Source organism: Labrys sp. Lb11, assembly GCF_057554225.1.
The window spans coordinates 58830-72107 of record NZ_BAAJOT010000007.1 but is presented as its reverse complement, the minus strand read 5'-3'; the positions used below and the strand labels follow the sequence as shown (position 1 = coordinate 72107).

Genomic DNA, 13278 nt, shown 5'->3' with positions numbered 1-13278 from the left:
GTGACAGTCCGCTCCTGATTGCAGGCTTCGACGCATTCTCCTACGGTACGGGCGACTGCGGCGATCATTGCAATTGCGGCGGGCGCCAGCGTTGGACTGGCGGGAACGGGGTGGGGATGTCGTCGGCCATGGACAAGATCAGCATGCCCTTGCGCGAGGCCGGCCTCGTCATGCCCCCCGCCAAGACACCGATGATGGAGTTCACCCAGGACGGGGTCGGCACAAGAACCACCGGCACCTTCTATCGCGGCGAAACGGTCAACTACTATCCGGGCGACGGCAGTCTCGCCCGGGAGGATGTCGTGTACGAGTACCTCGTCAAGGGGCTCGTGCCCGCGGAGCCGATGATCGGCCCGGAGACCGTCACCGTCGCATTCGGCTCATGCTTCGCGGCCCATCTGTCCAATCACCTGAGCAATCTGGGCTTCAACAATTCGGAACAGAGCAACGCCCAGGCCTATGTTTCGATCATGGGCGACGGCATCGTGAACACCTATGCGATCCGCCAGCAGTTCGAATGGGCCTGGGAACGGAAGGTCCCGCAAGTCCCGCTCTGGCACGGCTATGACGGCCGGGAATTCGGCTATGACGAAGACATCAGGGGGCAGACGCGGCGGATCTTCGATGCGGCGGAAGTCTTCATCCTCACCCTCGGCCTCAGCGAGGTCTGGTACGACGAGCCGACGGGAGAGGTTTTCTGGCGCGCCGTCCCGATGGATCGCATCGATCTGTCGCGGCACAAGTTCCGGAACACGACGACGAGCGAGAATATCGCGAACCTGGAAGCGATCTATTCGCTGATACGGCGGCGCAAACCGAACACCACCATCGTCTTCACACTTTCTCCCGTAGGGTTGACCGCGACTTTCCGAAACATGCCGGCGCTGGCGGCCAATGCCGCATCGAAGGCGATCCTGCGAGCGGCGCTGGACGAGTTCAAGGCCCGGCACGGCGACGACGGCAATCTTTTCTATTTTCCGAGCTATGAGGTCGTGCTCGGCTGTTTCGAGCGCCCGTTCTCCGCCGACCGCAAGCATCCGCACTGGTCGGTCATCGATTTCAACCTGGCCTTGTTCGAGCGCTATTTCTGCCGGACCGGCATGACGGATGCCGATCTGTTGGCGACGTGGCGGTCGGCCCGCGAAGAAGATCGTCGTCTGGCGCTCATGTCGAGCGAGGAAGCCGAGGCGGCCTTTGCCGAGCGCAGGGAGGCCAAGGTCGAACAGCGCAAGCAGATGCGGCAGCGCGTGCGCATCGCAGAACAGCAGGCTCGCATCGCGGTCCGGCAGGAACAGCGCGAAGCCGAGCGGCAGGCCGGCATCGCGGCACGGCAGGAACAGCGCGAAGCCGAACGGCAGGCTCGCATCGCGGTCCGGCAGGAACAGCGCGAAGCCGAGCGGCAAGCCGGCATCGCGGCGCGGCGGGAGCAGCGTGAAGCCGAACGGCAGGCTCGCATCGCGGCACGGCAGCAGCAGCGCGAAGCCGATCGGCTGGCTGGCGGCCCGACCGCGTAGGCTGCGAGCGGCCCGGGGGCGTTGAGTTCCGACGAGACTGCCCGGGCAGACTGGCCTCGACCCGCACCCTTGGCGGGGCACGGTTCCTGGCCAGAAACCTCATGACCTTGCCCGACGGACTTTCGGGGCAGGCCCTCAGGCGCAGTCCTGTGCCGGTCGGTTCGTCGAGTTCCCGCGTCGAAACGCGGGCGCGCCGCCCTCGGCGTCCTCGCAGGCGGATACGAGAGTTCTGCCCCGGGCGACCAGCATGCGTTCATGCACATTCCGGTGGAGATCCGCCACGCTGCATCGGCGCCATGATCGCTCTCGACATCTCCTGTCTCTGTACGACCTTCGACAAACGGCACGTGCTTCGGGGTGATGGTCCCGGAACAGGGCCATCACCGCCCGAGGCATCGGCGGGCCGGCTCACTTGACAGTGTTTCGGGTTAGAATCGAGTAGGGGCGGGCAGTTACCTCCTCAAAGCATCGGATCTCGTGAGAAAAGCCAAACCGCGGGCAAAAGGGCAGGCTCTACGGATTGAAGGTTTCCAGGAAGCGCGTGGCACCCTGACGATCGGCTCTGCTCAAGGTCAATTCAAGGAGACGTTGCGCCAACCGCTGCCCTCGTGCCGCCGGCCGCACGCCGAGGATGGACAAGTATCATGCATTGGAAAGATGTGTCGGGACATTTTTCGCCATGGATTCGGATATGCACGGGTATTTGTTGAATCCTGCGGTTCCAATAATTTCCTCTAGTGCACATTTTCTACCGTATATATACGATTCCGTGTTTTCATCACTTGTTTCATTGGTGTGCCAGGTCGCAGCGCCATCGTCGCCTGCACACATTGGGCCTCTCCAATTCCAAGGGCTTCCTCCATTGCAAGGAGGAAGTATTTTTACAATATTTCGTGCGAATATCTCCGCCAATGTTATATCGTGTCGCATTGGTGCGAGGCTCTGGGACACTAGCGGTTGGTAGGAGGGGCAATGAGGGGGCTTGTGTACGCTTTCTCCGGAGTGTGCCTATTGATCCTGCTCGTTGCGGGCTTTGCATTTTACAGGGCCATGAATTTTTTTGGTCCTCATATGGAGTCGCGATGCAACTACAATATTATATCAAAATTTTCCAACCTAAACCAAAATGGATTTATAGAAATAATTGATATACTATGCGATGATGGATTTGCAAGTACCCATGATTACAAGGTTGAATTTATGACTAACCTTTCTGATAATATGAATCAATTGGAATTAATGTTTCAATGGGCGTACGAAATGCAATCAAATCCACCTAAAGTGGAGATTGTTTCTTCGGATTTTGTGAAAATAACCGCGCAAAAGAAGTATGTACAGAGAGTTGGTCCTGCGAAAGTGGGTAAGATTCGGATTCAATATGTTATAGAGTGAAATTTGGAGCGACGCATCTGCAGAATTAAATAGCATGGTTGATGCGTCAACGAGAATAGCGGGCGCAGTTTACTCAATTCGTGGTCGCGGCTCACGCGGACTGCACCCCTGACGTGAGGCGACGAAAAGAGTAGCAGCACACTTCTGTCCCAGTCGAGTCGGACCGGCCGAGGCCTCGCCACGGGCGGTGTGCAGCTCTCGGGGCACCGCCCCTCCTTGACAACCCTATCGGCATATCGCCTATCGGGCGGGCAATAGCGGGGAAGACGATATGGCCAGGATCGAGCGGGTCGAGCTCTCCATGGTGGTGCTCGAGCCCAAGGTGAAGCGGGTCGACGCCATCCAGAGCTTCGTCGCCCAGGAGACGCCGATCGTCCGCATCACCGACAGCGACGGGGCGACAGGCACGGGCTATGCCTACACCATCGGCACCGGCGGCCATTCCGTGGTCGAGTTGATCGGCCGCAGCCTCGGCCCGGCGCTGATCGGGCGCGAGGCCGGCATGGTCGAGCAGATCTGGCGCGACCTCCTGTTCCTCACGCACGCAACCTCGGTCGGCGCCATCACCTCGCTGGCGCTTGCCGCCATCGACACGGCGCTGTGGGATCTGCGCTGCCGCCGGGCCGGCCTGCCGCTGCACGTCATGGCGGGCGGGGCGCAGGACAAGGTGCGGCTCTACACCACCGAGGGCGGCTGGCTGCATCTCGGCGCGGACGCGATCGTCGAGGACGCCCTGCGCGCCAAGGCCGACGGCTTCGGCGGCTGCAAGGTCAAGGTCGGCCGGCCGGTGCAGGAGGACGTCGCCCGGCTGACGGCGATCCGCGCCGCTGTCGGGCCGGACTTCGAGATCTTCACCGACGCCAACCAGGCCTTCGCCGTGGACGAGGCCATCCGCCGCGCCCATCATTACGTCCAGGCCGATATCGGCTGGTTCGAGGAGCCGCTGCCGGCCGACGACGTCGACGGCCATGCCCGCCTCGCCGCCTCGACGCCGGTGCCGGTGGCGGTGGGCGAGAGCCTCTACGGCCTGTCGCATTTCCGCGATTACCTGCAGCGCCGGGCCTGCTCGATCGTGCAGGTCGACGTTGCCCGCATCGGCGGCATCACGCCCTGGCTGAAGACGGCGCATCTGGCCGAGAGCTTCAATATCGCCGTCTGCCCGCATTTCCTGATGGAGCTGCATGTCGGCCTGTGCTGCGCCGTGCCGAATGCGCGCTGGGTCGAGTACATCCCCCAGCTCGACAGTCTGACCGTCGCCGGCATGACCATCCGCGACGGCCACGCCGTGCCCAGCCCGGAGCCTGGCCTCGGCATCGCCTGGGATTTTTCGGCGCTGGAGCGTCACCGCGCCGAGGGCTCGCATCGGGTGATCAAGGCCTGAGGCCGGGCCGGCCGGCGTCGTGCCCGCGCCGGCTGTCGTCCGCCGCGGCATATCGCCTTCTCGATCCACGCATGCGGTTCCCGTGGGAACGCGGGCGGGTGGCCTCCGTTGTCCAGGATGCAGCGGGCCTGTTCCGGCGGATTGCGCCGGAGGCAGGTCCGCCGTTCAACGGTGCGGGGTCATGCGGCGCGGCGGGGTCCGGTTCCTCCGGGCGGCCGGGATGCGCCCGGCGGCCTCAGCCAAGACAGGAGCCCACCCCATGTTGTCGCTCGATCGCCGCGCCGCCCTCGCCGTCATCGGCGGGGCCGTCGCCTCCACGCAGATCGGCCTCGGGCCGGCCCGCGCCGAAGGCGGGCCCTTCACCCTGCCGCCCTTGCCCTATCCGGCCGACCGCAACGCGCCGACCATCGATGCCGAGACGATGGAACTGCATCACGGCAAGCACCATGCCGCCTACGTCGCCAACCTCAACAAGGCGCTGGCCGATCACCCGGACATCGCGCAGCAGCCCCTGCATGCGCTCCTGGCCAATCTCGACGCTGTGCCGGACACCATCCGGACCACGGTGCGCAACAATGGCGGCGGCCACGCCAATCACAGCATGTTCTGGACGGTGATGGGCGGGCGCGGCGGCGAGCCCACGGGCGACCTCAAGACTGCGATCGAACTGGATTTCGGCAGCCTGGCCAAGCTGCGGGAGGCCTTCGACGCCGCCGGGGCCAAGCTGTTCGGCTCGGGCTGGATCTTCGTCACCGTGGCGCCGGACGGCAGGCTGGCGCTGGTCGCCAAGCCGAACCAGGACACGCCGCTGATGGAGGGCGGCCGGGTGCTGTTCGGCAACGACGTGTGGGAGCACGCCTATTACCTGACCTATCGCAACCGCCGGCCGGACTACCTCAAGGCCTGGTGGAGCGTGGTCGACTGGGACAAGGTCGGCGAACGCTACGCCGCCGCCAAGGCCGGCACTCTGACGATTTGAGGCGCGGATCGGCGGAGCGGCGGGCTGCCCCGTTCCGCCGCAGCCCCTGCCAGGCAGCGGCCGGCCGGGAAGGCGCGGCCCGAAGGTCCACAGGGGCGGCACGCCCGACATTGGCGCAATGGCGCGCCCTCGCTATGGTCGGCGCCATCGGCCGCGGGAGGGTGCAGCATGGACAATGACGCGTTTCGGGAATGGTCGGCCCGGGCGGCCGCATGGGGGGCCGACTACCGCGACTCCCTGCGCCGGCGGCCTGTCAGGGCCCAGACCGCCCCCGGCGAGGTGGCAGCCAGGATCGCCAAGGCACCGCCCGAGCAGCCCGAGCCGATGGACGCGATCTTCGCCGACTTCGAAGAGGCGATCGTGCCCGGCATGACCCATTGGCAGCATCCGCGCTTCTTCGCCTATTTCCCGGCCAATGCCGCGCCGGTCTCGGTCGTCGCCGAATACCTCGTCTCGGCCATGGCGGCGCAATGCATGCTCTGGCAGACCTCGCCGGCCGCGACGGAGCTGGAGACCTGCGTGCTCGACTGGCTGCGCCAGGCGGTGGGCCTGCCGGCAGACTTCGCCGGGGTGATCCAGGACTCCGCCTCCTCGGCGACGCTGGTCGCCGTGCTGACCATGCGCGAGCGCGCCCTCGACTGGGGCGGCAACCGCCATGGCCTGTCGGGCCAGCCGCGCATCCGGGTCTACTGCTCCGGCCAGGTCCATACCTCGATCGACCGGGCGATCTGGGTGGCCGGCATCGGCGAGGACAACCTGGTGCGCATTCCCGGCACCGGTCCGTCGCGGGCCATGGACCTCGTCGCGCTGGAGCGGGCGATCGTCGCGGACAAGGCCGCCGGCTTCGTTCCGGCGGGGATCGTCGCCAGCGTCGGCGGCACCAGCGTCGGCGGCACCGACGACGTGGCCGGCGTCTGCGCCGTCGCGCGCCGGCACGGGCTCTACGTGCATGTCGATGCGGCCTGGGCCGGCTCGGCCATGATCTGCCCGGAGTTCCGGCATTACTGGGCCGGGGCCGAGGAAGCCGACTCCATCGTGCTCAATCCGCACAAATGGCTGGGAGCCCAGTTCGACTGCTCGACGCACTTCATCCGCGATCCCGGCAGCCTGGTCAAAACCCTGGCGATGCGGCCGGACTTCCTGAAGACCCCGGGCCGCGACGAGGTCATCAACTATTCGGAATGGTCGGTGCCGCTCGGCCGGCGGTTCCGGGCCCTGAAGCTCTGGTTCGTGCTGCGGGCCCACGGCCTGGAGGATCTGCGCACGCGCATCCGCAGCCACGTCGCCTGGAGCGAGACGCTGGCCCGCCGGCTTGCCGCCGAAGCCGATTTCGCCATCGTGACGGAGCCGATGCTGTCGCTGTTCTCGTTCCGGCACGTCCCGAAAGCCCTGGCCGGCGCAGACGCCGCCGGCGAGGCCCTCGACGCGCACAACCTTGCGGTCGTGAGCCGGATCAACGACGACGGTCGCATCTATCTCACCCAGACGCGCGTCGACGGTCAGGTCGCCATCCGCTTCCAGGCCGGCCAGTTCGATGCGACCGCCGCCGATATCGACGCGGCGTTCGCGGCGATCTGCGACTGCGCCAGGGCCGTGGCCCTCTGACTCGCAGGGACGGATTCAGGTCCGCGTCAATCCCGGCTATTGATATGATGAATTCGGTGTCGGCTCGGCTGATCCAAATCGCGGTATCGCGGGACTGAGCAGAGAGGTGAGGGGCGTTGCCGAAGATCGGCGCGGCCCTGGACAAGTCGGCCGGTTCGACCTTCGGGCTGCCGGCAGGCGCGCGCGAGCCCCTCTCCCGGCCGGGCTAGCGTCGGCACGCATCTTAGGGGCCGGGCGAGACGGGCGGAGACAGACTGAGGCGGGACGCTTATGTCTTCCCTCCCCGCAAGGGGGAGGGGGCCGGCCGGCGTCGTGCCTGAAATCTCATGAACGACTTGCGTGCCGACGCCAGCCCGGCCGGGAGAGGGGGCGGCGCCTTTTGGGGAAGGCCGTCAGCCGGTCTGCCTCCCCTGCGTGCGCTGGCGGAGATCGCGATCGGGCCGCTCGATTTCGTGTGCTCGGACAAATCGGTTGCATCCGTCATTCCGCGGGATTATAGATTTATTCATACGATAAAAACATGCCGCTGGTCGGCCGCCCTCAGGAACGTCCGCGTTGAGAATCACCAATATCAGCACCCGCGTGGTCAATGCGGAGATGCGCAACTGGGTCTTCGTCAAGGTCGAGACCGACGAGCCCGGCCTGTTCGGCTGGGGCGAGGCGACGCTGGAATGGAAGACCCGCGCGGTGGTCGGCGCGGTCGAGGATCTGGCGCCGCTGGTCGTGGGGCGCGACCCGCGCGACATCGAGCAGGCGGTGCGGGTGATGCGCAAGCACTCGTTCTGGCGGCTCGGCGCCATCGGCATGAGCGCCATCTCCGGCATCGAGATCGCCCTGTGGGACATCCTGGGCAAGCATCTCGGCGTGCCGGTCTGGCGCCTGCTCGGTGGCAAGGTGCGCGACAAGGTGCGGGTCTACACCCATCTCGGCCTCGGCGACATGCGCGCGGTCTACGAGACCATGGAGGCCGCGCCGCTGGTCGAGCGGGCGCACGAGGTGGTCGAGAAGGGCTATCGCGCCTTCAAGGCGGTGTTCATCCCCTACACGCATTTCCATGCGCCGCTGCCCGAGGTCGACAAGGTGGCGCGGATGATGGAGGCGCTGCGGGCCGCCGTCGGGCCCGAGATCGAAATCATGGTCGACTTCCACGGCCGGCCGGCCTCGGCGGGGGCGGCGCTGGCCTATGTCGAGGCGCTGGCGCCGGGCCGGCCGATGTTCGTGGAGGAACTGCTGCCGCCGGGCGAGACCGCGGGCCTCGCCGCCATCGCCGCCAAGACGGGCGTGCCGATCGCCTCCGGCGAGCGGCTGGTCGACCGGCTGGAGTTCGACGAGCTGTTCCGGGCGCGCGCCGTCGACATCGCCCAGCCCGACATCTGCCATTGCGGCGGCCTGCTCGAGGCCAAGAAGATCGCGGCCATGGCCGAGACCGTGTCGGTCGGCGTCGCCCCGCACAACCCGCTGGGGCCGATCGCCGGCGTGGCGGCGCTGCACTTCGCCGTCTCGACGCCGAACCACCTGATCCAGGAGGAGATGGTCGGCGCCGTGCCCTGGTACTTCGACGTGGTGCGCGGCCCGATCCGCATGGTCGACGGCTTCTGGCAGGTGCCGGAGGCGCCGGGCCTCGGCCTGGAGGTGGACGAGGCGGCCTGCGCCGCCCATCCGTTCCAGCCGGAGGTGCTGCACACCACCAACGCCGTCCTCGACGACGGCACCATCGTCGACTGGTGAGGCCATGGTGGACCGGCTGACAGGCAAGACCGCGATCGTCACCGGCGCCGGCCAGGGCATCGGCGCGGCGACCGCCGAGGCGTTCGCCCGCGAGGGTGCCGCGGTGGTGATCGCCGAGCGCAACGCCGAGACCGGCGCCGCCATGGCGCGGGCCATCGAGGCCGCCGGCGGCCGGGCGCTGTTCGTCCCGACCGACGTCACCGACCGCGCCGCGGTCGAGGCCATGGCCGCCCGGACCCTCGAGGCCTTCGGCGGCATCGACATCCTGGTCAACAATGCCGGCATCAACGTCTTCCACGAGCCGCTGGAGACGAGCGAGGAGGAATGGCGGCGCTGCTTCGCCGTCGACCTGGAGGGCGTGTGGACGGTGACGCGGGCGGTGCTGCCGACCATGCGGGCCCGCAGAGGCGGCGCGGTGGTCAACATCGCCTCCTCGCATTCCTTCACCATCATTCCGCACACCTTTCCCTATCCGGTGGCCAAGCACGGCCTGCTCGGCCTGACGCGGGCGCTGGGCATCGAATATGCGGCCGAGGGCATCCGGGTGAACGCCATCGCCCCCGGCTACATCGAAACGCCGATCGCGGTCGACTACTGGAACACCTTCCCGGACCCGGACGTCGAGCGCCGGCGCGCCTATGATCTGCATCCGCCCCGGCGTATCGGCCGGCCGGAGGAGGTGGCGATGACCGCCGTGTTCCTGGCCTCGGACGAGGCGCCGTTCATCAACGCCGCCTGCATCGTCATCGATGGCGGGCGGTCCGTGCTCTACCACGAGTAGGGAAGAGATCCGGGGTCCAGCCCCGCAACCGTCTTGGGCACGCGGCCCGTGCCCGGGCAAAGGGATCAAGCGATCCGGGAGGAGACGACATGTTGCGCATCGTGAAAGGACTGGCCGTCGCGGGCATCGCCCTGCAGGCTCTGATGGTGTCGGCCTATGCCGCCGACGTGAAGATCGGCTTCGTGGTCAAGCAGCCGGAAGAGCCGTGGTTCCAGGACGAGTGGAAGTTCGCCGAGACCGCGGCCAAGGACAAGGGCTTCACCCTGGTCAAGATCGGCGCCGAGGACGGCGAGAAGGCGATGGCTGCCATCGACAATCTCGGCGCCCAGGGCGCGCAGGGCTTCATCATCTGCACCCCCGACGTCAAGCTCGGTCCGGCGATCGTCGCCAAGTCCGCCGCCAACAACCTGAAGCTGATGACGGTGGACGACCAGTTGGTCGACGGCTCGGGCGCGCCGCTCGCCGATGTGCCGCACATGGGCATCTCGGCCACCAAGATTGGCGAGCAGGTCGGCCAGGCGATCATCGACGAGGCCAAGAAGCGCGGCTGGGACCTGAAGGACGTCGGCGCGATCCGCGTCTCCTACGACCAGCTGCCGACCGCCAAGGACCGCGTCGACGGCGCGATCTCGGTGCTGACCAAGGAAGGCTTCCCCGCCGCCAACATCTATGATGCGCCGCAGGCCAAGACCGACACCGAGGCCGCCCTCAACGCCGCGACCACGGTCATCAACGCCCATTCCGGCGTCAAGCACTGGGTCGCCTTCGGCCTGAACGACGAGGCCGCGCTCGGCGCGGTGCGCGCCACCGAAGGCGTCGGCATCAAGCCCGAGGACGTGATCGCCGTCGGCATCGGCGGCGCGGATTCGGCGATCAACGAGTTCAAGAAGGCCAGCCCCACCGGCTTCTTCGCCACCGTGATCATCTCGCCCAAGCGCCACGGCTACGAGACCTCGGTGAACATGTTCGACTGGATCGGTGGCAAGGAGCCGCCGAAGCTGGTGCAGACCGCCGGCCAGCTCGCCAAGCGCGACGACTACGGCGCCGTGCGCAAGAGCCTCGGCATCGAGTAGCAAGCCGCAAGGCTTGGCGCCGACGGACCCCTCTCCCGGCCGGGCTGGTGTCGGCACACATCCTAGAGGCCGGGCGAGAGGGGCGGAGACAGGCTGAGGCGGGACGCTTGCGTCTTCCCTCCCCCTTGCGGGGAGGGATGAAGGGTGGGGGTCGTGCAGGGTAGGAAGAGCCCTGCGTCTACGACCCCCACCCCCTTACCCCTCCCCGCAAGGGGGAGGAGATCGGCTGGCGTCGCGCCTGAAATCTCATGAACGACTTGTGTGCCGACACTAGCCCAGCCGGGAGAGGGGTGAGCGTCCGCGTTCGACGCCGTGGCTCGACGCCTTCTCCCTCGTGATATCCATCCCACCAGGACCGCCATGACCGCATTCCTCCGGTTCGAGGGCATTTCCAAGGGCTTCCCCGGCGTCCAGGCCTTGTCGGACATCAGCTTCGGCGTGCCGAAGGGGCATGTGCATGGGCTGATGGGCGAGAACGGCGCCGGCAAGTCGACGCTGATCAAGATCCTCGGCGGCGATCTCAAGCCCGACGCCGGCATGCTGCACCTGGGCGAGCATGACGGCCGCTTCGGCTCGGTGCACGAGGCGATGACCGCGGGCGTCGCCGTGGTGCACCAGGAGCTGCAGCTCGTGCCCGAACTCAGCGTCGGCGAGAACCTGACGCTCGGGCGCTTCCCCAATGCCGGCGGCGTCATCTCCTTCCGGACGCTGCACCAGCGCGCCGCCGCGGCGATCGCCGAGGTCGGCGGCGGCATCGACACGCGCACCAGGATCGTCAACCTCTCGATCGGCCAGCGCCAGATGGTCGAGATCGCCAAGGCGATCATGTTCGACGCCAAGGTGATCGCCCTCGACGAGCCGACCTCCTCGCTCTCCGCGGCCGAGAGCGAGGTGCTGTTCCGCCTGATCGACAAGCTGCGCCGGCAGGGCAAGGTCATCCTCTACGTCTCGCACCGGCTCGACGAGGTGTTCCGCCTGTGCGACTCCGCCACCGTGCTGCGCGACGGGCGCGTCGCCGCCCATTTCGAGAGCATGGCCGGCGTCACCCGCGACCAGATCGTGCGGCAGATGGTCGGGCGCGAGATCAAGGACATCTGGGGCTGGCGCGGCCGGCCGTCGGGCCGGACCCGGCTCGAGGTTAGGGAGCTCGCCGGCAGCCGGTTGCCGCATCCGGCCAGCTTCTCGCTGCGCGCCGGCGAGATCCTCGGCTTCTTCGGCCTGGTCGGGGCCGGGCGCAGCGAGCTGTTCCGCCTGGTCTACGGTGCCGACCCGGCCAGCGGCGGCAGCATCGCCGTCGACGGCGCGCCGCTCTCGCCCCGGCCCAGCACCGCCATCGCCGCCGGGCTGGTGATGTGCCCGGAGGACCGCAAGGCCGACGGCATCGTCCAGGGCCGCTCGGTCGGCGAGAACATCGTCATCTCGACCCGGCGCCACTTCTCGCCGCTCGGCATCATCCAGCCGGCGCGCGAGGCCGTGCTGGCCGACGACTTCATCAAGCGCCTCAAGGTGAGGACGCCCTCGCGCCGGCAGGACATCGTCAACCTCTCCGGCGGCAACCAGCAGAAGACCATCCTGGCGCGCTGGCTGGCCGAGCCGCAGCTGAAGGTGCTGCTGGTCGACGAGCCGACGCGCGGCATCGACGTCGGCGCCAAGAGCGAAATCTACGCCATCCTCTACGACCTCGCCGAGAAGGGCCTCGCCATCGGCGTGGTCTCCAGCGAGCTGCCCGAGGTGATGGGCATCTGCGACCGCATCCTGGTGATGCGCGAGGGGCGGATCGCCGCCGCGTTCACCCGCAGCCAGTTCGACGAACACGCCATTCTCGCCGCCGCCTTGCCGGTGCATGCCGAGGGATCCAGCCAATGAACGCCGTGCGCCGCCTGATCCTGGGAGACCAGGGCCTCGTGCTCCTTTTCGTCGTCGCCTTCGCGCTGGTGGCCTGGTTCGTCCCGAACTTCTTCACCACGCGCAACATGCTGGGCCTGATGCAGTCGGTGGTGACGATCGGCATCGTCGCCGGCAGCATGATGCTGTGCCTGGCCTCGCGCGACTTCGACCTGTCGGTCGGCTCGATCACCGCCTTCGCCGGCATGATGGCGGTGATGGGCTCGAACTGGGCCGGCAACATCTTCGCCGGCCTGGTGCTGGCGCTCGCGGCCGGCGTCATCGTCGGCGTGATCAACGGCGTGGTCATCGCCAAGCTGCGCATCAACGCCCTGATCACCACGCTCGCCACCATGCAGATCGTGCGCGGCCTGGCGCTGATCGTCTCGGACGGGCGCGCCGTCGGCGTCAACGACCCCGGCTTCTACGCCATCGCGCTGACGACCTTCCTCGGCATCCCGGCCCCGGTCTGGGTGATGATCCTGTGCCTGGCCGTCTTCGGCTTCGTCCTCAACCGCACCGTGTTCGGCCGCAACGTGCTGGCGATCGGCGGCAATCCGGACGCCTCGCGCCTGGCCGGCGTGGAGGTATCGCGCGCCCGCATCTGGATCTTCGCCATCCAGGGCCTGATGTGCGCCATCGCCGGCATCCTGCTCGCCTCGCGCATCACCTCCGGCCAGCCCAACGCCGCCACCGGCCTGGAGCTGTCGGTGATCTCGGCCTGCGTGCTCGGCGGCGTGTCGCTCGCCGGCGGACGGGCCACCATTTCCGGCGTGGTCGTCGGCGTGCTCATCCTCGGCATCGCCGAGAACGCCATGAACCTGCTCAACATCCAGGCCTTCTACCAGTATCTCGTGCGCGGCCTGATCCTCCTGCTCGCCGTGCTGCTCGACAACGTCCGCAGCCAGGCGTTGCGCCGGAGCTGACATGAGGGGAGGGCC

At 67.3% G+C, this 13278-nt stretch carries 11 protein-coding genes; 10 read left to right on the top strand and 1 reads right to left on the bottom strand.

Translation table 11 applies throughout. The features are described 5' to 3' along the window. Window positions 1-128: 128 nt before the first annotated feature. Window positions 129-1514, top strand: coding sequence for a GSCFA domain-containing protein (locus tag AC27L4_RS25395; protein ID WP_487145311.1), 1386 nt, complete (start codon window positions 129-131; stop codon window positions 1512-1514). Between the two features lie 513 nt (window positions 1515-2027). Here AC27L4_RS25395 and AC27L4_RS25390 read toward each other — a convergent pair. After that, a complete protein-coding gene (locus tag AC27L4_RS25390) occupies window positions 2028-2138 on the bottom strand; it encodes a hypothetical protein (RefSeq protein ID WP_487145668.1) in 111 nt (36 codons plus the stop codon). Between the two features lie 387 nt (window positions 2139-2525). Between AC27L4_RS25390 and AC27L4_RS25385 the strand changes: the two genes are divergently transcribed. The 9 genes from AC27L4_RS25385 to araH all read left to right on the top strand — a co-directional run bounded on the left by AC27L4_RS25385 (window position 2526) and on the right by araH (window position 13263). After that, window positions 2526-2906, top strand: a complete 381-nt coding sequence (locus AC27L4_RS25385; protein ID WP_487145310.1) for a hypothetical protein — start codon at window positions 2526-2528, stop codon at window positions 2904-2906. Between the two features lie 271 nt (window positions 2907-3177). Further along, on the top strand, window positions 3178-4287 hold the full coding sequence (locus tag AC27L4_RS25380) for a mandelate racemase/muconate lactonizing enzyme family protein (protein ID WP_487145309.1): 1110 nt from the start codon (window positions 3178-3180) through the stop codon (window positions 4285-4287). A 259-nt stretch (window positions 4288-4546) separates the two neighbouring features. Next, complete coding sequence (locus AC27L4_RS25375; protein WP_487145308.1) at window positions 4547-5266, top strand: superoxide dismutase; 720 nt, start codon at window positions 4547-4549, stop codon at window positions 5264-5266. A 168-nt stretch (window positions 5267-5434) separates the two neighbouring features. Beyond that, window positions 5435-6871: a pyridoxal phosphate-dependent decarboxylase family protein gene (locus tag AC27L4_RS25370; protein WP_487145307.1), complete on the top strand. Its 1437-nt coding sequence runs from the start codon at window positions 5435-5437 to the stop codon at window positions 6869-6871. Window positions 6872-7426: 555 nt separating this feature from the next. Beyond that, window positions 7427-8599, top strand: a complete 1173-nt coding sequence (dgoD, locus tag AC27L4_RS25365) for a galactonate dehydratase (protein ID WP_487145306.1) — start codon at window positions 7427-7429, stop codon at window positions 8597-8599. A gap of 4 nt (window positions 8600-8603) precedes the next feature. Then, window positions 8604-9380, top strand: a complete 777-nt coding sequence (locus tag AC27L4_RS25360; protein ID WP_487145305.1) for an SDR family oxidoreductase — start codon at window positions 8604-8606, stop codon at window positions 9378-9380. Between the two features lie 143 nt (window positions 9381-9523). After that, window positions 9524-10453 carry an arabinose ABC transporter substrate-binding protein gene (locus AC27L4_RS25355; protein WP_487145666.1) on the top strand — a complete coding sequence of 310 codons (930 nt, stop codon included), beginning with the start codon at window positions 9524-9526 and terminating at the stop codon, window positions 10451-10453. A gap of 360 nt (window positions 10454-10813) precedes the next feature. Further along, the gene (gene araG, locus AC27L4_RS25350; RefSeq protein WP_487145304.1) at window positions 10814-12319 is read left to right on the top strand and encodes an L-arabinose ABC transporter ATP-binding protein AraG; all 1506 of its coding nucleotides are present in this window, start codon (window positions 10814-10816) and stop codon (window positions 12317-12319) included. After that, window positions 12316-13263, top strand: coding sequence for an L-arabinose ABC transporter permease AraH (araH, locus tag AC27L4_RS25345; protein WP_487145303.1), 948 nt, complete (start codon window positions 12316-12318; stop codon window positions 13261-13263). The genes araG and araH overlap by 4 nt, the downstream gene beginning before the upstream one ends. Window positions 13264-13278: the final 15 nt, after the last annotated feature.

Bases quoted from the DNA above. Each gene is read 5' to 3' on its own strand.
- AC27L4_RS25380 (WP_487145309.1), top strand. From the start codon at position 3,178: ATGGCCAGGATCGAGCGGGTCGAGCTCTCCATGGTGGTGCTCGAGCCC.
- araH (WP_487145303.1), top strand. From the start codon at position 12,316: ATGAACGCCGTGCGCCGCCTGATCCTGGGAGACCAGGGCCTCGTGCTC.
- AC27L4_RS25355 (WP_487145666.1), top strand. From the start codon at position 9,524: ATGGTGTCGGCCTATGCCGCCGACGTGAAGATCGGCTTCGTGGTCAAG.
- AC27L4_RS25375 (WP_487145308.1), top strand. From the start codon at position 4,547: ATGTTGTCGCTCGATCGCCGCGCCGCCCTCGCCGTCATCGGCGGGGCC.
- AC27L4_RS25395 (WP_487145311.1), top strand. From the start codon at position 129: ATGGACAAGATCAGCATGCCCTTGCGCGAGGCCGGCCTCGTCATGCCC.
- AC27L4_RS25370 (WP_487145307.1), top strand. From the start codon at position 5,435: ATGGACAATGACGCGTTTCGGGAATGGTCGGCCCGGGCGGCCGCATGG.
- AC27L4_RS25360 (WP_487145305.1), top strand. From the start codon at position 8,604: ATGGTGGACCGGCTGACAGGCAAGACCGCGATCGTCACCGGCGCCGGC.
- araG (WP_487145304.1), top strand. From the start codon at position 10,814: ATGACCGCATTCCTCCGGTTCGAGGGCATTTCCAAGGGCTTCCCCGGC.